Annotated in this window: 18 protein-coding genes; 10 read left to right on the forward strand and 8 right to left on the reverse strand. The window is 62.8% G+C overall.

All coding sequences use genetic code 11. The features are described from left to right. Positions 1 to 27: 27 nt before the first annotated feature. Positions 28 to 2,073, reverse strand: a complete 2,046-nt coding sequence (gene metG / locus ACTJKT_RS12000; RefSeq protein WP_440787217.1) for a methionine--tRNA ligase — start codon at positions 2,071 to 2,073, stop codon at positions 28 to 30. A gap of 195 nt (positions 2,074 to 2,268) precedes the next feature. Between metG and apbC the strand changes: the two genes are divergently transcribed. Continuing rightward, a complete protein-coding gene (gene apbC / locus ACTJKT_RS12005) occupies positions 2,269 to 3,363 on the forward strand; it encodes an iron-sulfur cluster carrier protein ApbC (protein ID WP_440787218.1) in 1,095 nt (364 codons plus the stop codon). A 73-nt stretch (positions 3,364 to 3,436) separates the two neighbouring features. Here the strand turns inward: apbC and ACTJKT_RS12010 are convergent, their stop codons facing one another. Further along, positions 3,437 to 4,195: an SDR family oxidoreductase gene (locus ACTJKT_RS12010; RefSeq protein WP_440787219.1), complete on the reverse strand. Its 759-nt coding sequence runs from the start codon at positions 4,193 to 4,195 to the stop codon at positions 3,437 to 3,439. A gap of 163 nt (positions 4,196 to 4,358) precedes the next feature. On the opposite strand from ACTJKT_RS12010, the gene ACTJKT_RS12015 reads away from it, so the two are divergent. From ACTJKT_RS12015 to groL, 4 genes are all read left to right on the forward strand, one after another. Continuing rightward, positions 4,359 to 5,090, forward strand: a complete 732-nt coding sequence (locus tag ACTJKT_RS12015; RefSeq protein WP_063432818.1) for a HugZ family pyridoxamine 5'-phosphate oxidase — start codon at positions 4,359 to 4,361, stop codon at positions 5,088 to 5,090. 66 nt (positions 5,091 to 5,156) lie between these two features. Beyond that, positions 5,157 to 5,633, forward strand: coding sequence for an FxsA family protein (locus tag ACTJKT_RS12020; RefSeq protein ID WP_007932702.1), 477 nt, complete (start codon positions 5,157 to 5,159; stop codon positions 5,631 to 5,633). Positions 5,634 to 5,886: 253 nt separating this feature from the next. Beyond that, positions 5,887 to 6,180 carry a co-chaperone GroES gene (locus ACTJKT_RS12025; RefSeq protein ID WP_009050540.1) on the forward strand — a complete coding sequence of 98 codons (294 nt, stop codon included), beginning with the start codon at positions 5,887 to 5,889 and terminating at the stop codon, positions 6,178 to 6,180. A 49-nt stretch (positions 6,181 to 6,229) separates the two neighbouring features. After that, the gene (gene groL, locus ACTJKT_RS12030; protein WP_097304859.1) at positions 6,230 to 7,873 is read left to right on the forward strand and encodes a chaperonin GroEL; all 1,644 of its coding nucleotides are present in this window, start codon (positions 6,230 to 6,232) and stop codon (positions 7,871 to 7,873) included. A 150-nt stretch (positions 7,874 to 8,023) separates the two neighbouring features. Here the strand turns inward: groL and ACTJKT_RS12035 are convergent, their stop codons facing one another. Then, positions 8,024 to 8,767, reverse strand: a complete 744-nt coding sequence (locus ACTJKT_RS12035) for a phosphatase PAP2 family protein (RefSeq protein ID WP_440787220.1) — start codon at positions 8,765 to 8,767, stop codon at positions 8,024 to 8,026. A 219-nt stretch (positions 8,768 to 8,986) separates the two neighbouring features. On the opposite strand from ACTJKT_RS12035, the gene colR reads away from it, so the two are divergent. The 5 genes from colR (at position 8,987) to ACTJKT_RS12060 (ending at position 12,770) form a co-directional block, all read left to right on the forward strand. Then, complete coding sequence (gene colR, locus ACTJKT_RS12040) at positions 8,987 to 9,670, forward strand: two-component system response regulator ColR (protein ID WP_009050537.1); 684 nt, start codon at positions 8,987 to 8,989, stop codon at positions 9,668 to 9,670. Further along, positions 9,660 to 10,940, forward strand: a complete 1,281-nt coding sequence (locus tag ACTJKT_RS12045; protein ID WP_025805986.1) for a sensor histidine kinase — start codon at positions 9,660 to 9,662, stop codon at positions 10,938 to 10,940. The genes colR and ACTJKT_RS12045 overlap by 11 nt, the downstream gene beginning before the upstream one ends. Before the next feature lie 192 nt (positions 10,941 to 11,132). After that, complete coding sequence (locus ACTJKT_RS12050; protein WP_440787221.1) at positions 11,133 to 11,813, forward strand: class I SAM-dependent methyltransferase; 681 nt, start codon at positions 11,133 to 11,135, stop codon at positions 11,811 to 11,813. Between the two features lie 4 nt (positions 11,814 to 11,817). After that, entirely contained in the window at positions 11,818 to 12,531 is a 714-nt protein-coding gene (locus ACTJKT_RS12055; protein ID WP_440787222.1) for a lipopolysaccharide kinase InaA family protein, read from the forward strand. 2 nt (positions 12,532 to 12,533) lie between these two features. After that, positions 12,534 to 12,770, forward strand: a complete 237-nt coding sequence (locus tag ACTJKT_RS12060) for a hypothetical protein (RefSeq protein WP_440787223.1) — start codon at positions 12,534 to 12,536, stop codon at positions 12,768 to 12,770. A 57-nt stretch (positions 12,771 to 12,827) separates the two neighbouring features. On the opposite strand, the gene ACTJKT_RS12065 is transcribed toward ACTJKT_RS12060, so the two are convergent. From ACTJKT_RS12065 to ACTJKT_RS12085, 5 genes are all read right to left on the reverse strand, one after another. Beyond that, positions 12,828 to 15,851: a multidrug efflux RND transporter permease subunit gene (locus ACTJKT_RS12065; RefSeq protein ID WP_440787224.1), complete on the reverse strand. Its 3,024-nt coding sequence runs from the start codon at positions 15,849 to 15,851 to the stop codon at positions 12,828 to 12,830. Positions 15,852 to 15,864: 13 nt separating this feature from the next. After that, a complete protein-coding gene (locus ACTJKT_RS12070; protein ID WP_440787225.1) occupies positions 15,865 to 17,016 on the reverse strand; it encodes an efflux RND transporter periplasmic adaptor subunit in 1,152 nt (383 codons plus the stop codon). A 178-nt stretch (positions 17,017 to 17,194) separates the two neighbouring features. Further along, on the reverse strand, positions 17,195 to 18,292 hold the full coding sequence (locus ACTJKT_RS12075) for a DUF1513 domain-containing protein (RefSeq protein ID WP_440787226.1): 1,098 nt from the start codon (positions 18,290 to 18,292) through the stop codon (positions 17,195 to 17,197). Between the two features lie 2 nt (positions 18,293 to 18,294). Next, positions 18,295 to 19,359: an imelysin family protein gene (locus ACTJKT_RS12080; protein WP_440787227.1), complete on the reverse strand. Its 1,065-nt coding sequence runs from the start codon at positions 19,357 to 19,359 to the stop codon at positions 18,295 to 18,297. A 30-nt stretch (positions 19,360 to 19,389) separates the two neighbouring features. After that, a complete protein-coding gene (locus tag ACTJKT_RS12085) occupies positions 19,390 to 20,817 on the reverse strand; it encodes a di-heme oxidoreductase family protein (RefSeq protein WP_440787228.1) in 1,428 nt (475 codons plus the stop codon). Between the last annotated feature and the right edge of the window lie 143 nt (positions 20,818 to 20,960).

Below are 20,960 nucleotides of genomic sequence, written 5' to 3' on the forward strand. Positions count from 1 at the left end.
ACGGGGGGATCGATCCCGCGGGCGGATTTACTTGATCCGTTGGCCCGGTTTGGCGCCGCTGTCCGGGCTCAGCAGGTAGATCTCTTCGCCGCCAGGGCCGGCCGCCATCACCATGCCTTCGGAGATGCCGAACTTCATTTTCCGTGGCTTGAGGTTGGCGATCATCATGGTCAGGCGACCGTCGAGCTTGGACGGGTCCGGGTAGGCGCTCTTGATCCCGGAGAACACATTGCGTTGCTCGTCACCGATATCCAGGGTCAGGCGCAGCAGCTTGTCGGCGCCTTCCACGTGCTCGGCCTTGACGATCAGGGCCACGCGCAGGTCGACGGCGGCGAAAGTGTCGAAGTCGATTTCCGGCGACAGCGGATCCTTGGCCAGTTCTCCATTGCCTTGCTGGGCGCCAGTATCGGTCTGGCTGGCGGTCAGGTCTTCTTTCGAGGCGTCGGTCATGGCTTGTACTTTCACGGGGTCGATCCGCGTCATCAGCGGCTTGAATTCGTTCAGCTGATGGTTGCTCAGCAGGTGCTGGTGGTCGTTCCAGGTCAGCGGGGCGACATTGAGGAACGCCTCGGCATCGGCGGCCAGCAGCGGTAGCACCGGCTTGAGGAAGATCACCAGTTGGCGGAACAGGTTGACGCCGGTGGCGCAGATGGCCTGGACCTCATCCTGCTTGCCTTCCTGCTTGTTCAGCGACCACGGCGCCTTGTCGGCGATCCAGGCGTTGGCGCGGTCGGCCAGGGCCATGATTTCACGCATGGCGCGAGCGAAGTCGCGGGCCTCATAGGCATCGGCGATGCTTGGCGCAGCCGCCAGGAAGGCCTCGGTCAGCTCCGGCGCGGCATTCTGGTCCACCAGCACGCCGGCGTTGCCTTTGTGGATGAAGCCGGCGCAACGGCTGGCGATGTTCACCACCTTGCCCACCAGGTCGGAGTTGACCTTCTGCACGAAGTCCTCGAGGTTCAGGTCCAGGTCGTCGACGCCACGGCCCAGCTTGGCCGCGTAGTAGTAGCGCAGGTATTCCGGCGACAGGTGGTCGAGGTAGGTCCGGGCCTTGATGAAGGTGCCGCGGGACTTGGACATCTTCTGGCCGTTGACGGTCAGGTAGCCGTGCACGTTGATGCCGGTCGGCTTGCGGTAGCCGGCGCCTTCGAGCATGGCTGGCCAGAACAGCGCGTGGAAGTTGACGATGTCCTTGCCGATGAAGTGGTACAGCTCGGCGGTCGAGTCCTTGCCCCAGAACGCGTCGAAGTCCAGCTCCGGCGTGCGGTTGCACAGGTTCTTGAAGCTGGCCATGTAGCCGATCGGCGCGTCGAGCCAGACATAGAAGTACTTGCCTGGCTCGTCGGGGATCTCGAAGCCGAAATACGGCGCATCGCGGGAGATGTCCCACTGCTGCAGGCCGACATCCAGCCATTCGGCGATCTTGTTCGCCACGGCGTCCTGCAGGGTGCCGCTGCGGGTCCACTCCTGCAGCATCTGCTGGAAGTCCGGCAGCTTGAAGAAGAAGTGCTGGGAGTCCTTGAGCACCGGGGTGGCGCCGGAGATCGCCGACTTCGGATCCTTCAGGTCGGTCGGCGCGTAGGTGGCGCCGCATTTTTCGCAGTTGTCGCCGTACTGGTCCTCGGTGCCGCATTTCGGGCAGGTGCCCTTGATGAAGCGGTCGGCCAGGAACATTTGTTTTTCCGGGTCGAAATACTGAGTGATCGAGCGCGTGGCGATGTGCCCGGCGTCGCGCAGCTTCAGGTAGATCTGGCTCGACAGCTCACGGTTTTCTTCGGCGTGGGTCGAGTGGAAATTGTCGAAGTCCACCAGGAAGTCGGCAAAGTCGGCGCTGTGTTCGGCCTGGACATTGGCGATCAGTTGTTCCGGGGTGATGCCTTCCTTTTCCGCGCGCAGCATGATGGCCGAGCCGTGAGCGTCGTCCGCGCAGACATAGATGCATTGATTGCCGCGATGCTTCTGGAAGCGCACCCACATATCGGTCTGGATGTACTCAAGCATATGGCCAAGGTGGATGGAACCATTGGCATAGGGCAGGGCGCTGGTGACGAGGATCTTGCGTGGCTCGGACATGGGGCTCGGCTACTTGATGAAACGGAGGTCGGCCACTATAAAGCGCCGAGAAATATATTTCACCCCGTGAGCCCGGTTTTCCACGGCCGTCGTAGCCATCGGCGGGCGTGCTATATGATGTTTTGGCATCCCGCCCACGCCACGGAACAGGTAGGATAGCCGCCTGATTTTCCCGTCTTGTTATCGGAGTTGCCCATGAGCGCCGTCAATCGCGCAGCGGTGGAAGCCGTTCTTCGCCAATACACCGACCCCTACCTGAACCAGGACCCGGTCAGCGCCGGTTGTGTCCGTTCCATCGACATCCAGGGCGATGAGGTGCGTGTCGAACTGGAGATCGGTTATGCCGCCGGTCTGTTCAAGAGCGGCTGGGCCCAGTTGCTGAAGCTGGCCATCGAAAACATGGACGGCGTGGTCATCGCTCGCGTCAATGTCACCAGCGTGATCGCCGCGCACAAGGCCCAGGCGCAGGTCCCGGGCCTGGCCAACGTCAAGAACGTGGTGGCGGTGGCCTCCGGCAAGGGCGGCGTGGGCAAGTCCACCACCGCGGCCAACCTGGCCCTGGCGTTGGCCCGCGAAGGCGCCAAGGTGGGGATTCTCGATGCGGATATCTATGGCCCGAGCCAGGGCATCATGTTCGGCATTGCCGAGGGTACCCGGCCGCAGGTCAAGGACCAGAAATGGTTCGTGCCGATCAAGTCCCACGGGGTCGAGGTCATGTCCATGGCCTTCCTGACCGATGACAACACGCCGATGGTCTGGCGCGGGCCGATGGTCTCCGGCGCCCTGTTGCAACTGGTGACCCAGACCGCCTGGGGCGACCTGGACTATCTGGTGATCGACATGCCGCCGGGTACCGGCGATATCCAGCTGACCCTGGCGCAGAAGGTCCCGGTGGCCGGTGCGGTCATCGTCACCACCCCGCAGGACCTGGCGTTGCTGGACGCGCGCAAGGGCGTGGAGATGTTCCGCAAGGTCAACATCCCGGTGCTGGGCGTGGTGGAAAACATGGCCGTGCACATCTGCTCCAACTGCGGCCACGCCGAGCATCTGTTCGGCGAGGGCGGTGGCGAGAAGCTGGCGACCCAGTACGGAGTCGAACTGCTGGCCTCGCTGCCGCTGTCGATGCTGATTCGCGAGCAGGCCGATGGCGGCAAGCCGACCGTGATCGCCGAGCCGGAAAGCCAGATCGCCATGGTCTATCAGGAACTGGCCCGCCATGTCGGCGCGCGCATCGTGTTGCAGGAAGCCGCGGCACCGGCGATGCCGAACATTACCGTCAGCGACGACTGAGTCGGTTGGGCAAACAAAAAAGCCCGGTGCACTGCACCGGGCTTTTTTATGGGCGCCTCTTTAGGAGCCGGGTTCAGACCCGCAGGCCGCCGTCCAGTTCGAGGATCCGGCCGGTGTAGTAGTCGTTCTCGAAGATATAGGCCGCCGAGTGAGCGATTTCTTCCGGCTTGCCCATGCGCTTGAGCGGGATGCCGGAGGTCATTTTCTCCAGGGCCTCGGGTTTCATGCCCAGGGTCATTTCGGTTTCGATGAAACCCGGGGCGATGCCGGCCACGCGGATGTTGTAGCGCGCCAGTTCCTTGGCCCAGGTCACGGTCGCCGCGGCGACCCCGGCCTTGGCGGCGGAGTAGTTGGTCTGGCCGATATTGCCGGCACGGGAGATCGACGAGATGTTGATGATCGCGCCGCTGGTTTTCAGCTCGATCATCTTCGCCGCGACTTCGCGAGTGCAGAGGAACACGCCGGTCAGGTTGACGTCGATCACCGACTGCCATTGGGCCAGGCTTATCTTGGTCATCTCGCCGTCCTTGACCTTGAGCAGCAGGCCGTCGCGCAGGATGCCGGCGTTGTTGATCAGGCCGTGAATGGCGCCGAAGTCCTCGGCAACCTGGGCGACCATGTGTTCCACCTGTTCTTCGTTGGCGACGTTGCACAGGTAGGCGCGGGCCTCGACCCCCGCGGCCTGGCAGGCGGCAACGGCCTGGTCGAGTTTTTCCTGGTTCAGGTCGACCAGTGCCAGCCTGGCGCCTTTACTGGCGAAATACTCCGCCATGGAGCGGCCCAGACCCTGGCAACCGCCGGTGATAATGATTACTTTGTCATTGAGTTGCATTCGCATGCTCCGATAGCAGAACTGGAGTGGTGTCCGTTAAGGCGCCTCTCTTGTGCGTCGGGCATGGCCTGGCTGCAGATTGAGAATTGCCCCGATGGCGTCGCTGGAACTTTGCTCCAGACGCCCGTCCGTTTTCGACGGATTCTATATAAGGAGTCATAAATTGAGCGTTGAAGCTGCGAAGCATGCACGAGAATTACTGCTCAAGGAATACCGTGGCGTGCTGTCGACGCACTCCAAGGCCATGCCGGGTTTTCCCTTCGGCTCGGTGGTTCCTTATTGTCTGGACGAGCAGGGGCGGCCACTGATCCTGATCAGCCGCATTGCCCAGCACACCCATAACCTGCAGAAGGATCCCAAGTGTTCGCTGCTGGTGGGCGAGCGCGAAGCCGAGGACGTCCAGGCGGTGGGACGCCTGACCTATCTGGCCGAAGCCGAAAAGCTTGAGGACGCCGCGGCGATCGAGGCGGCCGCCGAGCGCTACTACCGGTATTTCCCGGAGTCGCAGAACTACCACAAGGCCCACGATTTCGATTTCTGGCTGCTCAAGCCGGTACGTCATCGCTACATCGGCGGCTTTGGCGCTATCCACTGGATCGACCAGGTGACCCTGGCCAATCCGTTCGCCGGCAAGGCCGAATTGAGCATGGTCGAACACATGAACAGCGATCACGCCAAGGCGATCGCCCATTACGTGGACCTGGCCGGGTTGCCGAAAACTGCCGCGGCGCAGCTGGCCGGCATCGATACCGAAGGCATGCACCTGCGGATCGGCCAGGGGTTGTACTGGCTGCCGTTCCCAAGCCCTTGTAATACGCCGACACAAGTGCGCGAGGCCTTGGTTTTTCTGGCTCACGCCGAGCAATGGCCGAAAAATGCCGGGGCCGAGGCTTGAATTCACGAATTGCCGACGTCATCTAGGGTCTACTGGAAGGCATTCTTCCGTAGAGGAAACCATTTGATGCGCCCTTTTCTGTTGCTCTTTCTGCTGTTCCCGGTGCTAGAGCTGTTCGTATTCGTCAAAGTCAGCGGTGCGATCGGGTTTTTCCCGGCGTTGCTGCTGATCATCCTGGGCTCGATGCTGGGTGTGCTGGTCCTGCGCGTCGCGGGGCTGGCCACGGCATTGCGTGCCCGTGAAAGCCTGAACCGCGGCGAGCTGCCGGCCCAGACCATGCTCGAAGGTCTGATGCTGGCCCTTGCAGGTGGCCTGTTGATCCTGCCTGGCTTCATCAGCGACGTATTCGGCCTGTTCATGCTGTTGCCGATCACCCGTCGCCTGCTGGCCAACAAGATGCGCCAGCGTGCCGAAGAACAGGCCATTCGTCAGCGCGCCTTTGCCGACGACATGCAGGCCGCCCGTGGCGGACCCGCGCCGCAGCGCCCCCTGGGGCGCGAGCCGAATGTGATCGAAGGCGAGTTCGAACACCGCGATTCCTGAGTCTCTCAATGATCGACACGGCACCTTCGGGTGCCGTGTTCGTTTTGCCCGGCTGAAAATCTAAAAAATTTCACTGGGCAGCCCTTGTAATAAGCATATGCGCCCACATGTATCGGTCACCGCAAGGTTTCTGGTGGCGACACCAGACAGACTTCCGCGTCTCGCTCGTCGAGCCGCAACCGGCCACGCCGGATTTGTTAACCCGCCGGTAACGACACCGGCCGCTGAAAACCATAATTAGGAGAGATCGACAATGAAGCTTCGTCCTCTGCATGACCGCGTCGTCATCCGTCGCAGCGAAGAAGAATCGAAAACCGCTGGCGGTATCGTTCTGCCAGGTTCGGCCGCTGAAAAACCTAACCGTGGCGAAATCGTCGCTGTAGGTACCGGTCGTATCCTCGACAACGGTGAAGTACGTGCGCTGGCCGTGAAAGTGGGTGACAAGGTTGTGTTCGGCCCTTACTCCGGCAGCAACACTGTGAAAGTAGACGGCGAAGACCTGCTGGTAATGGCTGAGAACGAAATTCTCGCCGTTATCGAAGGCTGATTACCCGCTCATTTTCCCGTTACTACAAAGTATTTAAGGAATATCGATCATGGCTGCTAAAGAAGTTAAATTCGGCGACTCCGCCCGCAAGAAAATGCTCACCGGCGTTAACGTCCTGGCTGACGCGGTAAAAGCGACCCTGGGCCCGAAAGGCCGTAACGTGATCATCGAGAAGAGCTTCGGCGCTCCGACCATCACCAAGGACGGCGTTTCCGTCGCCAAAGAAATCGAGCTGAAAGATCGCTTCGAAAACATGGGTGCGCAGCTGGTAAAAGACGTTGCCTCCCGTGCCAACGATGACGCCGGCGACGGTACCACCACCGCTACCGTACTGGCTCAGTCGATCGTCAACGAAGGCCTGAAAGCCGTCGCTGCCGGCATGAACCCGATGGACCTGAAACGCGGCATCGACAAGGCGACCATCGCCATCGTCAAAGAGCTCAAAGGTCTGTCCAAGCCATGCGCCGATTCCAAGGCCATCGCTCAGGTCGGCACCATCTCCGCCAACTCTGACAACTCCATCGGCGACATCATTGCCGAAGCCATGGAAAAAGTCGGTAAAGAAGGCGTGATCACCGTTGAAGAAGGCTCGGGCCTGGAAAACGAACTGTCTGTCGTTGAAGGCATGCAGTTCGACCGTGGCTACCTGTCCCCTTACTTCATCAACAAGCCGGACACCATGGTCGCCGAGCTGGACGGCCCGCTGATCCTGCTGGTGGACAAGAAGATCTCCAACATCCGCGAAATGCTGCCAGTGCTGGAAGCCGTTGCCAAAGCCGGCCGCCCACTGCTGATCGTGGCTGAAGACGTTGAAGGCGAAGCCCTGGCGACTCTGGTTGTGAACAACATGCGTGGCATCGTCAAAGTCGCTGCCGTCAAGGCACCGGGCTTCGGCGACCGTCGCAAGGCCATGCTGCAGGACATCGCCGTCCTGACCGGCGGTACCGTTATCTCCGAAGAGATCGGCCTGAGCCTGGAAAGCACCACCCTGGAGCACCTGGGTAACGCCAAGCGCGTGATCCTGTCCAAAGAAAACACCACCATCATCGACGGTGCTGGCGTTGAAGCGGACATCCAGGCTCGTGTGACCCAGATCCGTCAACAAGTGGCCGACACTTCGTCCGACTACGACCGTGAAAAACTGCAAGAGCGTCTGGCCAAGCTGTCCGGCGGCGTTGCGGTGATCAAGGTTGGCGCCGGTTCCGAAGTTGAAATGAAAGAGAAGAAAGCCCGCGTTGAAGACGCCCTGCACGCTACTCGTGCGGCCGTTGAAGAAGGCGTGGTACCTGGCGGTGGCGTAGCCCTGATCCGTGCTCTGCAATCGATCAGCGGCCTGAAAGGCGACAACGCCGATCAGGACGTGGGTATCGCTGTTCTGCGTCGCGCTGTCGAAGCTCCTCTGCGCCAGATCGTTGCCAACTCCGGCGACGAACCAAGCGTAGTGGTCGACAAGGTCAAGCAGGGCGCAGGTAACTTCGGTTACAACGCTGCTTCCGGCGAATACGGCGACATGATCGAAATGGGCATCTTGGACCCAACCAAGGTGACCCGTTCGGCGCTGCAAGCGGCATCCTCCATCGGCGGTCTGATCCTGACCACCGAAGCGGCTGTTGCTGAAATCGCTGAAGACAAGCCTGCAGCTGGCGGCATGCCAGACATGGGCGGCATGGGTGGCATGGGCGGCATGATGTAAGCCAGCCTTACCCCTGTACGAAAAAGCCCCGCCGGCGAAAGCCGGCGGGGCTTTTTTATGGGCGGGATCTTTGACTGCCTGGGCGGTCGCTATCGNTCCTACACAGAACCACGCATTCCTTGTAGGAGCGAGCTTGCTCGCGAAAAGATCTCAAACCTTGACCGCTTCCGTCTCCAGCGTAGGCTCAGCCTTGCCCGCCGGCCGATAGAGAATGAAGTAGTAGGCTCCCAGGCAGATCAGCCAGCAGAAGATCGCGGTCCAGACGTTGTGGGAGAAGAAGTGCGCGCCCTGCAGCATGCGGCCGACCGAGAACAGCGTGCCGAGGGCAAAGGCGAACACTAGCGCCTTGCGCGCCAGGAGCGGGCGGCGATCACGCAGGACAAAAAACAGCGCGAACAAAGTGAAGCCGGTGGCGGCATGGCCGCCTGGCCAGCAGCGACCGGGCTTGTCGGTCGCAGGCCGGGGGCTGAGCAGTTCGCTGTAGGTTTCCTTGCCGCCGAACTCCTTCAGGCTCCACGGACACTGCACAGCGGTGACCGCCTTGACCGGGGTGACGAACGCAGTGGCCAGGCCCAGGGACAGCACCAGGCAGCCCAGTTCGCGCTTGAACGGTTTGAGGCGCTGGACGAAGAAGGCGCCGATGAAGCCGGCAATGGCCAGCACCGAAAAGACGATAACCACCTGCTTGGCCCGGTCATGCAGGATATTTTCCAGGAAATAACTGTGGCCGCCGATGAAACCGCCAGCGGCGGGGTCATAAAAGTACTGGGCCAGGTCCATGTCCAGGGAGGTCAGTTCAAGCAGCAGCAAGCTGACGGCAGCCAGGGCGGGAACGCCCAGGCAGATCCACCAGTTCAGCGCTCTGGAGGCGGGGCGGGCAAGGGTCGGAGCCATGGAAAGTCCTTCGAGGGAAGCGTTGCGGTCGCGGGTTCCCGCGGAGTCTGGAGCGGCCCTTGTCGTGAGTTTGTGAACCCTGGGTGAAAAACTCGTCAAGGCCCAGAAACCCTGCGGCGGCATTCGCCACGGGGGATTGAACAACCCTAGCCGTCAGCCACACTTGGCCTTAAGCTGCGCGAGCCAAGACGGCCGTAACTGTGTGCGGAGAGAGTGCCCATGCGAATTCTACTGGTTGAAGACAACCGCGATATTCTGGCCAACCTGGCCGACTACCTGGGGCTTAAAGGCTACACCGTGGACTGTGCCCAGGACGGTCTGTCGGGCCTGCACCTGGCCGCCACCGAACATTACGACCTGATAGTGCTCGACATCATGCTGCCGGGCATTGATGGCTACACCCTGTGCAAGCGCCTGCGCGAAGATGCCCGCCGCGATACGCCGGTGATCATGCTCACTGCCCGCGATCAACTGGACGATCGCCTGCAAGGCTTCAAGTCCGGGGCCGACGATTATTTGGTCAAGCCTTTCGCCTTGTCCGAGCTGGCCGCGCGGGTCGAGGCCGTCATGCGTCGCACCCAGGGCGGCGGGCGCCGGGCCCTGCAGGTCGGCGACCTGAGTTATGACCTCGATACCCTGGAGGTCACCCGCGAAGGGCGCCTGCTCAAGCTCAACCCGGTCGGGCTCAAGTTGCTGGCGGTACTGATGCAGAAGAGCCCGCACGTGCTGCGCCGTGAAATCCTCGAAGAAGCGCTGTGGGGCGACGACTGCCCGGACAGCGACAGCCTGCGCAGCCACGTCCACCAATTGCGCCAGGTGATCGACAAGCCGTTCGGCAAACCGTTGCTGCATACCGTGCACGGTGTCGGTTACCGCCTGGCCGAGGGTCGTGATGGAGTTTAAGCAAAGCCTTTCCCAGCGGATCATCATCGCCTTTGCGCTGATGAGTGCGCTGGTCGCTGGAGCCTTCGCCCTGGGTATCGTGGCGACGGTGCACCTGGTGGAAGAGAAGCTGATTTCCGCGGGCCTGGGGGGCGACCTTCAGCGTCTGCTGTTGATGGACAACGTTTCCGACTGGAGCCACCGTCCCGAGCCGGACCAGCTGTTTTACTTCAGCGGCGGGCGCGGCGACTTCGAGTTGCCCAAGGATCTGCGGCACCTGGATCCGGGCTTTCATGAGGTATTCCGCGAACAGCTGTCGTACCACGCCATGGTCGAGGTGGTCGACGGTCGGCGCTACGTGTTGCTGCAGGATCAGAGCGATTTCGAAGAGCGCGAACGGGTGCTCTTCGCGGTGGTGCTGGTGGGCTTCGTGCTGAGCCTGGCCTTGGCGGTGTTCCTCGGCTGGGTACTGGCGCGCCGGGTCATGGCGCCGGTGGTGAGGCTGGCGCGCCAGGTGCGGCATCGCGACCAGCTGCTGGGGCTGGCGCCGCCGTTGGCGCCGGACTACGCGGCCGACGAAGTAGGGGAGCTGGCGGTGGCCTTCGACGCCACCCTGGGACGCTTGCGCCAGGCCCTGAACCGCGAGCGCCTGTTCACCAGCGATGTCAGCCACGAACTGCGTACGCCGCTGATGGTGCTGGCGAGCTCCTGCGAGCTGTTGCTGGAAAACCCGGCGATCGATCAGCGCGGTCGGGCCCAGGTCGAGCGTATCGCCCGGGCCTGTGGCGAGATGCGCGAGCTGGTGCAGACCTTCCTGATGCTGGCCCGCGCCCAGCGCGAAGACGGCGGCATGTCGCCCCAGGCGAGCTTGAGCCAGGTGGCTGAGGACCTGATGGGGCTGTGGGGCGGACCGATCCGGCAAAAGGGCCTGGAGCTGATCTTCGATGCCGGCCAACCGCTGGACACCCGCTATAACGCCACCTTCCTGCACGCGGTGATGGGCAACCTGCTGCGTAATGCCCTGCACTACACCGAGCAGGGCTTCATTCGCCTGAGCCTGGAGCCCCGCGGCTTTGTGGTCGAGGACAGCGGTGTCGGCATCCCCGAGGAGAAACGCGAGGCGATGTTCGAGCCCTTCGTGCGCGGCAACGAGAAGCGCGGCGAGGGCTTGGGCCTGGGCTTGTCGCTGGTGCAGCGGATCTGCGAGGACCAGGGCTGGAGCGTCAGCCTCAGCACCATGGAGCCCAACGGCTGCCGGTTTCATGTCGAGTTGAACCGTCGCACGGCATGACGGGTCTCTATGACTTCTGCGTGGGTCGTCAGGTCGGGAATTTCCCGGGTTGATGGCCCCAGGCCATCTGTCAGAGCCTGTAAAACCCTGAAATATTTCCACTCTGGACCGGACGAAGTTTTCACAAAGGCATGACCTGACGCTGACAAGCCGCTGCCTAAGGTGGGGCCATCAGATTCAGGAGACTGTGTGATGGCAACCCCGATCAAGTTGGAATTTTCCGAGAAGTACGACGAACAACATGCTCAGGAGTATCTGCTCAAGCATCAGGATGGCGTAGCTCGCCGGATGTCCCACAAGCGTGACGAGCAGTTGGCGCGCGCTGCCCTGGCCATGGCCGGAGAGCCGGGGCTGGTGCTTGACCTGCCGTGCGGTGCCGGGCGTTTCTGGCCGTTGCTGGCGGAGAAGCCCAACCGGGTGATCATCGGTGCGGACAACTCCGAGGCGATGTTGAAGATCGCCACGGTGGCGCAACCGGCCGAGGTGGTGAAACGGGTACAACCCTTGCAGACGTCTGCCTTCGACATCGACTTGCCGGACAACGCCGTCGACAGCATTTTCTGCATGCGGCTGCTGCATCACATTGGCGAGTCGTCCCATCGCCTGGCTCTGCTCCGGGAGTTCCAGCGGGTTACCCGGGACAGCGTGATCGTTTCACTGTGGGTCGATGGCAACTTCAAGGCCTGGAAACGCAAGCGCATGGAAGTTCGGCGCAAGGAGGAATCCGGGCAGGAAGGTTACCAGAACCGTTTTGTGTTACCGGCTGCCACGGTTGAAGAAGAATTCAAGCAGGCCGGGTTTCGCGTTCAGGATCATCTGGACTTTTTTCCGCTCTACGCCATGTGGCGAGTCTACGTATTACGCAAGAGGTAACAGGATGGCGGTTGAACGTGCACCGGGAATGGAAGTCGCTGCTGCGGATCGTTTCGACTACTTCTGGAATCAGCAGGGGGAGTGGGTCGAAGAGCCCAATCAACGTCGAGGCGGGGAAAGCGGCGTCCAACGTCTTCCGGGCACTGACGGGCGTGTGCTGTATGCCAAGCGCCAGGTCGGCCATATCTATCGCAGCTGGTTGCACCCCTTCGGCCGCCCCACTGTGCTGCGCGAGCAGGATGCGCTCAAGGGCCTGAGCCAGCTCAACGTGGAGGTGCCGCACCTGGTGTTCTGCGGTGCGCAGCGTGACGCCCAGGGCCAGTGGCGTGCCTTGCTGGTGACCGAGGCGCTGGACGGCTTCGTGGAGATCGACCACTGGTACGCCGCTGGCGAGCGCGAGCGCCACGGCGAGGCCTTGCACGAGTCTGTACTCAAGGAGTTGGCGGCCACGCTGGCACGCATGCACCGGGGCCGCTGGCAGCATGGCTGCCTGTATAGCAAGCATGTGTTCGTACGGGTCATGGGTGAAGGCGAAGCGGCGAAGGTGGAGATCGCGCTGCTGGATTTCGAGAAATGCCGCCAGCGCCTGACCGCTAAACGGGCTGCCGCCCATGACATGAAACAATTACGTCGCCACTCGTCGTGGAGTGCCACGGACTGGGACAAACTCTACTATTTTTATAGAACGGCGTTTGGCAGCGCTATCAAAGGCTTATAGTAATGAAGCTCGAAATTGCACGAGGTTTGTTTTTAATAGGAGCCTTGGCAGTTGCATCCTTGGCGGTGGCTGCATGGGAGCAGCCACGCATGGAAGTCCTTAGTAGTACACAGGCGGGGGCGCACTGTCCTTTGCCACGGGTCGCCAAAGTGCCCAAGACAACCGCGGCAGTCAGACCCGACCAGGATCTTTTGTTGTTCATGTTCGGCCTGACTCAGGCAATGAAGCCACAGAGTTGAATAGCATCGACCCCAGATAAAAAGCCTCGCATCGCGAGGCTTTTTTGTTGGCGTCGATCATTGCTCCGCCTTGGCCAGCAAGGTGTAGATGCAGGGCAGCACGAACAGGGTGAACAGGGTGCCGATCGACATCCCCGTGGCGATCACCGTGCCGATGTCGAACCGGCTGACCGCGCCGGCACCCGTGGCCAGGATCAGCGGCACCATGCCGAAGACCATCGCCGCGGTGGTCATCAAGACCGGCCGCAGGCGAATGGCCGCGGCGGCTTCCACGGCCTCGCGCGGCGTCAGTCCCTGGTCCTTGCGCAGCTGGTTGGCGAACTCGACGATCAGGATTCCGTGCTTGCTGATCAGGCCGATCAGGGTCACCAGCCCGACCTGGGTGTAGATGTTCATGCTCGACCAGCCGAGAAACAGTGGGATCAAGGCCCCGCAGATCGACAGCGGCACCGTCACCAGGATCACCAGCGGATCGCGGAAACTCTCGAACTGCGCCGCCAGCACCAGGAAAATGATCGCCAGCGCCAGGCCAAAGGTCACCCACAGCGCACTGCCTTCCTGGATGAACTGTCGTGAGGTCCCGGCATAGTCGAAGGCGTAGCCCGGCGGGGCTTCTTCCTCGGCGATCTGGCGCACGGTATCGATGGCTTCACCCATGCTGACCACCGGGAACCCGGAAATGGTGGCGGCGTTGAGTTGCTGGAACTGATTGAGCTGTCGCGGGCGGGCCCGATCGTGGACGCTGATCAGGGTCGACAGCGGCAGCGCCTCGCCCTTGGCGTTTTTCACGTAGTAGTTGTTCAGCCATTCGGGGTTGTCGCGATAAGGCCGTTCGACTTGGGCGATGACCTTGTAGCTGCGTCCCTCGATGGTGAAGCGGTTGATTTCCGCCTCGCCGAGCAGGGTGGCCAGGGTCCCGCCCAGGTCCAGCATCGACACGCCCATCTGCGCCGCCTTGGCGCGGTCGATGTCGACCACCACTTCCGGTTTGTCGAAGGCCAGGTCGATGTCGACGAAGGCGAACTTGCCCGACTCCATGGCGCGCTTCTTCACCCGGTCGGAGAGTTCCAGCAACGACTCGTAATCGTTGGGGCTGTTGATGATGAAGGCGAACGGCAGCCCTTCGCCGGTGCCCGGCAGGGACGGCAGGTTGAAACCGAACACCTGTAGCCCGGCGATGCCCGCGAGCCGGGCCTGGACTTCGGGCAGGATCTGCATCTGCGTGCGCTTGCGCTCGTTCCAGGGCTTGAGCAGGAAGCCGCCGATCCCCGATTGCACGCCGCTGAAGCCGTTGATCTGGAACGAGGAGTAGTACTCGGGGAACGTCTTGAAGATCTCCAGGAACTCGTCGGTATAGGCGTTGAGGTAATCCAGGTTGGCCGGCTGGGGTGCGGTGGCCATCATGAAAATGATGCCCTGGTCCTCGTCCGGGGCCAGTTCCGATTTGGTGAACATGAGCAGGGCCGGGATCAGGCACAGCACGATCAGGGCGAACACCAGCACCACCGGCCGGGTGTTGAGGGTGCCATGCAGCAGGCTCTGGTAGCGCCGCTTGAGGCCCTCGAAGATCAGGTCGAGGCGGTGGGCCAGGCCGCTGGGGTTTTCGTCGTGGCGCAGCAGCAGGGCGCACATCATCGGCGACAGGGTCAGGGCGACGATGCCGGAAATCACCACCGCGCCGGCCAGGGTCAGGGCGAACTCCTTGAACAGCGCCCCGGTAAGCCCCTGCAGGAAGCCTATGGGGGCGTAGACCGCCGCCAGGGTGATGGTCATCGACACCACCGGCATGGCGATTTCCCGGGCGCCTTCGAGGGCCGCGTCCAGCGGCGTCTTGCCTTCCTCGATATGGCGGTGGATGTTTTCCACCACCACGATGGCGTCGTCCACCACCAGGCCGATGGCCAGCACCATGGCCAGCAGGGTCAGCAGGTTGATCGAGTAGCCCATCAACTGCATGAAGAACATCACGCCGATCATCGACAGCGGGATGGTCACCACCGGGATCACCACCGAGCGCAGCGCGCCGAGGAACAGGAACACCACCACGATCACGATCAGCACGGCTTCGAACAGGGTCTTCACCACCTCGTTGATCGAGGCCTGGATGAACAGCGTGGCGTCGTAGGCGATCTCGGACTTGAGGTTGGGCGGCAGCTGGGCTTCCAGCTCCGGCATGATCTTGCGCACTTCCTTGATCACGTCCAGCGGGTTGGCGTTGGGGGTCGCCTTGATGCCGATATAGACCGAAGGAATGCCGCCAAAGGAGCTGATGGCGTTGTAGTTCTCCGCACCCATTTCCACCCGTGCCACGTCGCTGAGCAGCACCCGGCTGTCGCCCTCGGTCCGCAGGGGAATGGCGGCGAAGGCCTCGGCGGATTTCAGCTCGGTGCTGGCGTTGATGCTGGTGACCACGTACTCGCCCTTGACCTCGCCGGCCGCGGACAGGAAGTTGTAGCGGCGCACCGCGCTGGTCACGTCGCTGGCGCTCAGGCCATAGCCGGCGAGCTTGACCGGGTCCAGCCACAGGCGCATGGCGAACACCTGGTTGCCGAGGATCTCGGCCTCGGCCATGCCCGGCAGGGTCGCCAGCTTCGGCTGGATCACCCGCGACAGGTAGTCGGTGATCTGCGGGTTGCTCAGATCCTGGCTGAAGAAGCTGATGTACATCAGCGCCGAGGCGTCGGCGGCTTCCTTGCTCAGCACCGGGTCCTCGGCGTCCTGGGGCAGCTTGTTCTTCACCTCGTTGGCCTTGGCCAGCAGCTCGGTGAACAGGCGGTCGCTGTTGGCGCCGATACGGGCGTAGACCGAGATCACCGAGAAGTTCTGGCGGCTGACCGAGGTCATGTAGTCGATGCCTTCGGCACTGGCCAGGCTCTGCTGCATCGGCTGGGTGATATAGCCCTGGATGGTCTCGGCGTTGGCCCCGGGGTAGGCGGTGGTCACCGTGATCAGGGCGTTTTCCATCTGCGGATACTGGCGCAGCGGCAGTTTGCTCCAGGCCTGGAAGCCCAGCAGCACGATCAACAGGCTGACCACGGTGGCCAGGACCGGACGACGGATGAACGGATCGGTAAAAGCCATGGGGACTCCTTGATCAGTTCGTGCGTGGCTGGCCGTTCTGTTCGGCGGGCAGCGTCTTGTCCGGCGTGGTGGTGATGTGGGCGCCATGGTCGAGCTTGATCTGCCCGCCGCTCACCACCTGTTCGCCGTTGCTCACGCCCTTGTTGATCAGCACCAGCCCATTGCGCCGCTCGCCAGTTTCAACGAAGCGCCGTTCGGCGATCAGCACGGGCTGGCCCTTGTCGTCTTTTTCCGGGCTGCCGTCGTCGGCCTTTTTCTCACTGACCACGTACAGCGAATTGCCATACAGGGAGTAGGTGATGGCGCTTTCCGGGACCACCACCCGGGGCTGCGGATCGGGCAGCAGCACCTGCAGGTTGGTGAACATGCCGGGCAGCAGCTTGCCGTCGGGGTTGGCCAGGGTGGCGCGCACCTGCACGTTACGCGTGGTGTCTTCGACCTTGGGGTTGATGGCACTGATGGTGGCGGTGAACTGGTCCGCCGGATAGGCGGAGACCATCACGCTGACCGATTGCCCCAGGGCGATTTTCGGCACCGCCTGTTCCGGGACGAAGAAGTCCACGTACAGGCTGCTGAGGTCCTGCAGGGTGGCGATCACCGTGCCGCTGGCCAGGTAGTCGCCGACATCCACATGGCGGATGCCGATGGTGCCGCTGAAGGGCGCGAGCATGCGTTTTTTCGCCAGCGCCGCCTTGAGCTGATTGACCGTGGCCCTGTTCTTTTGCAGCACCGCCGACAATCGATCGAATTCGCCGCGGGAAATCGCCTGGCTGCCTACCAGTTGGCTGCCGCGGCCGAAATCCAGCTGGGACAGGCCCAGGTCGGCCTGGGCGGTTTCCAGCAGGGCGCTTTCCACGGCACTGTCGAGTTGCAGCAAGGGCTGGCCGGCCGTGACCTTCTGCCCGGATTCGAATTGCAGTTCCTTGACGGTGCCGGCCACTTCCAGGCTGAGGTTGACCCCCTGCAGGGCCTTGAGGGTGCCGACCGTGGGCAGGCGGGTTTGCCAGGGTTGTTCGCGAGCCGTGGCCACGGCCACGCTGATCGGTGGCTTGGGCACCGCGAAGAGCTTGACCTGCTGATAGATGGAGAAGGCCTTGTAGCCCGCCAGCGACAGCAGGATCAGCAGGACGACACCCAACATGATAAGCATGCGGCGACGCAGCATATTCCGGTCCCTTGGAAAACCAAGCAGGGAAAACCAAGCAGGGAAAACCAAGCAGGGAAAACCAAGCAGGGAAAACCAAGCTGATTGCCGAAGACATTACTCCGACTTTCCGGGGGCTTCCAGATGACAATCCGGTCATCTGCGGCCCTGCTTTCCGATCCTGCGCGGGGGCGAGAAACTAGACCAGGTGCAAATGGTTGTCCCAGAGCCCTGCCGGCAAATCCAGGGGCTTTGCCACCAGTTGTTTCTGGCGACAGTCGTAGAAGCGGCAACGCCCCTGGCCCGAGGTCACGACAAAACCGTCCGCCACCGCACCGACCCCGGCACAGTCGGGCAAGGGCGCGTCCAGGCGCACTTCGGCGCTGTCCAGGTCCCAGATGAAAAAGCGATTGCCGCGCGGGGCGGTGAGGGCCACCAGGCGCAGTTCGCTGTGCACCGCGACGCTGGCGGTGTAATGCCCCATCGCCTGCAACTGGTGTTCGGCCACCGGGAAGGCCTGGAACGGCTGCCCCGGGCGCTTGATCGCCAGCAGCTGCGACGACTCGTGGGCGTCGCCCATGAACTGCTGGCCGGTGACTATGGTGCCGTCGCCGGCGATGCCCATGTGGCGCACGCTGTTCATCTGCTGGGCCAGGGTTTCCTTGCTCAGCAGGCTGCCGTCGCGCTGCATCAGCACCAGGCTCGGTTCCATGGCGTTGAGGTTCATTTCGACGCGGCTTTCCGCCTCGGTGCGAATCCCACCGTTGGCCACCACTAGGGTTTCGCCGTCCGGCATCCACGACACCTGGTGCGGGCCGATACCGTGGGTCGGGATCTCGCCGCTGTGCACCAGGCGTTCGCCCTCGAACCGGTACACCCCGAGCAGGCCGCGACCCGGATCGCTTGTGTCGTTCTCGGTGGCGTACAGCCAGTCGCCGCTCTTGTGGATCACCGCGTGGCCATAGAAATGCCGGCTGGGCTGCGAGGCCAGGGTTTGCAGCAACGCGCCGTTGCGCAGGTCGATCAGGTAGCTTTCGGTGCCCGGGCGGCGGGCGACGAACAGGGCGATCGGCAGCGTCGGGTGGTTGACGATGTCATGGCAGCGTTGACCGACCTGGGTGGCGAACACTTGCGTGCCATCCAGGCGATAGCCGACGGCGTAGTGCTTGCCGTCGCCGTCATCCCGCGCCGAGAGCAGTAGCGGGCCTTGGTCCTTGTGCTTGAACAGCGTCCAGCCACCCAGCGTGACGGCGCTCAGCAGCAGGCTGCCGAGTGCCAGAGCCTGACGTCGCAGCATGATCAGTCACCGTCGTTGGCGTTGAAGCCCAATTGGATGCCCAGCGCCTTGGCCAGCTCGCCTTCGTGCAGGCGGTGGACGACGTTGAGGCTGTCGTAGATATCGTTCAGTTGCTGGCGGCCGGCGTCGTCGGCCAGCAGCTCGGTCAGCGAGCGCTGAGTGCTGGCGAACAGCTTCAGCGAGGCGGTGTAGGCGGCGTCGATCTTGTCGGCCAGCGGCTTCTGCTCGGCCGGCAACAGGCCGCGCAGACCCTTGTTGTCGACCCCGGCCCAGACGGTCTGGGCTGCGGCAAGGCTGGCTTCCAGGCTCTGCATGGACGACTGGCTGCGCCAGGCGTCGGCCTGGAACGGCTGTGGAATGCCCTTGCTCTGACGGCCCATCGGCGTACCGAGTTTCTTCTTCAGGGTGTCCAGCGCGGTGACCTGGACCCGCAGCAGATCGGCGATGGCCTCATGGGAATCGGCGTAGCGCTGGTTGGGGAACTTGCTCAGCTGCGCGAGCATGCCGTCGCTGGTGTTCCAGCGCGACAGGATCTCTTCGGCGAGTTGCTTCTGGCGTTCGCCAATGGCGCTCAGCAGCGGGCAGTAGCGAGCTTTCTGCGCGCTGTCGGCCATGTCGATCTTGGCGTCGAACAGGATGTACTCGTAGGCCGAGAGGCCCTGCACCACGACGCTGGACTTGGCCAGGGCGGCGGCGTCGATCTGCGGCGTGGCGCTGACCAGCTGTTCGACCTGACGGCCGACCAGATTCTTCTTGTCCGGCCAGAACTGCACCTGCCAGGAACGGTTGCCCTCGGCCAGCGGGCCGATCAGCAGCGGCTGCAGTTCGGCCCAGGCTTTCTGCGCGTGCAGGAAGTCGGCGCGGGCGGTGTCCAGGCTGGACTTGCCTTCGCAGAACGCCAGGGCGCTGATCGCCAGCTGGCGGTCGGCTTCGACCCAACGGCTGTAGGTCGGCAGGATCACCTGCTTGGCGATGGCCGCCGAGGTCACGGCTTGTGGGTCCTGCGGCGAGCAGGCGCCCAGGGCGAGCGCGGCAAGGCTGGTGAACAACAGCTTGGGACGGAACATGTTCGGGCTCCCGGTTCTTGTAGGAAGGCGTTAAAGAGAGTTCAGGAATGCCAGCAACGCAGCGCGCTGTTCGGCATTGAAAGATAAAACCTGTTGCTGCGCCGCCTGGGCTTCGCCGCCGTGCCAGAGCACGGCTTCGAGCAGGTTGCGGGCGCGACCGTCATGCAGGAATTGGGTGTGGCCGCTGACCGTTTGCGTCAGGCCGATCCCCCACAACGGCGGCGTGCGCCAGTCGCGGCCGCCGGCCTGGAATTCGCTGCGGTGGTCGGCCAGGCCTTCGCCCATGTCGTGCAGCAGCAGGTCGCTGTAAGGGCGGATCACTTGATTGGCCAGCTCGGGTTCCGCGGCATCGGCGGCGGTGGTGAACTGGGGGGTATGACAGGACTGGCAGCCGGCCTGGTAGAACAGGTTCTTGCCAGCCAGGACTTGTGGCGAACCAACATCGCGACGCGCCGGCACCCCGAGGTTGCGGCTGTAGAACAGCACCAGGCGCAGGATGTTGTCGCTGACTTCCGGTTCGCCATCCGGCCCATTGCCGTTGGGGGCTTGCTTGCAGGCGGTCTGGGCGTCGGTGCAGTCATCGAAGGGTCTCAGGCTGGTGGTCAGGCCCATATCACCAGAGAACGCGTGAACATTTTGTTGATTGAGGTTGGGTTGTCCGGCTTTCCAGCCAAAACGCCCGAGTACGGTCTTCTGCTGGGCGTCGTCCCAGACCCGGTTTGGCCGTCCAGCGATGCCGTTGTTGGCCTTGGCCTGCGCTTGGGCATTGGCCAGGATCGCTGCCTCGGGGATGGCTTCGAGCAGGCCCAGGCCGATCATCGGCGGCGCCACGCGGGCCGAGAAACGGGTGTCGGGATGCATCGGGCCATAACCGAGCTGGGTGATCTGCAGCTTCGGCTTGCGCAGTTCGACTTCAGTGCCGTCCTTGAAACGCAGGGTCAGCGGTTCGTACTCGACCCGCACCTTGCCTTCCGGGGCGACGCCAGGCACCGCCATGTCCTGGAACTGCCCGCCGTACACCGGCTCGGGGACTATGCCCATCTGCTCGATGACCTTGGCGTAGGCCGGCTCATTGGGGATCGACAGGCGCACCAGCATCGACACCGCGTTGTCCGAATCGGGCGTTGGCGGGTGGCCGCGGCCGTCCTTGATATGGCAGTTCTGGCAACCGTTGGTATTGAACAGCGGGCCCAGGCCGTCGCGGGCGGTGGTGGTCGAGGGGGCGATCACCCAGGGGCTGCGGAAGAAACTGTTGCCGACGCTGAAGTCCAGGCGCCGGGTCGGCGACAGATTGGCCGACGGCATGGAAAAGGCGTTCTGGTCGCTCTTGCGCACGGTCGCTTCACCACCGGAACGCGCTTCGCCCGGTTCGGCCTGGGTAAAGCGCGGGGCGTCATCGCAGGCACTCAGGCTCAAGACCATGAACAGCGCAGACCAGCGAAGCAGCGACGGGGGCATCGGATATCCTGCAGGACGAGCAAAACAAGGGCGCAAAGTCTAACAGGGCAGGGGAGTTTGAATAAGAGGAATTATCGTTCCGCTTGACGTGGGACAACTGTGCTGTAGCCGCTGCCGCAGGCTGCGATCGCCACCGAAGGGGC

The sequence above is a fragment of the Pseudomonas sp. 22526 genome (assembly GCF_052044735.1).
Lineage (GTDB): Bacteria > Pseudomonadota > Gammaproteobacteria > Pseudomonadales > Pseudomonadaceae > Aquipseudomonas > Aquipseudomonas piscium.